A 448-nucleotide genomic window follows, 5' to 3' on the forward strand; every position below is an offset into this window, starting at 1 on the left:
CCATCTCTCCGTGGCTACCGGGCCACTCCACTGGACCGCGATGGCTTTCTCGTACGCACTCGCCTTCGTCGGCTACTTCATGCTCCTAGAACTGTTTACCCAAATCGACTATGACACACGCCCACTCTTCGCACTCGTCGGAATCACGGGCCTCCCAGTCGTGCTAGATATTATTGGGTACACCACGTCCTACCTCATCGACATCACCTACGAGCCTCTGGGAGTCGCTGTGTTCGCCGTCGGTGTTGCGTTTGCCTATATCGACCAGTTTGATGCCGTCCAACTGGCCGGCGAACGGGACGAACCCATCATCGCACTCGACGCGGACAACCACATCCGGGATACGAACCACGCGGCGCGGACCGTATTCCCCACGCTCAACGGTGCTGAGGGAGCTCAGTTGGAGCAGGCACTCCCGCATGTGGCTGCCTGTCTCAACAGCGACGAC

The 448-nt window shown here is 59.4% G+C and carries 1 pseudogene; it reads left to right on the forward strand.

What is annotated here, in order from left to right:
* A pseudogene (locus DEQ92_RS22775) lies at positions 1-448 on the forward strand (histidine kinase); the annotation flags it as partial.

Source organism: Haloferax sp. Atlit-6N, assembly GCF_003383195.1.
Classification (GTDB): Archaea; Halobacteriota; Halobacteria; order Halobacteriales; family Haloferacaceae; genus Haloferax; species Haloferax gibbonsii.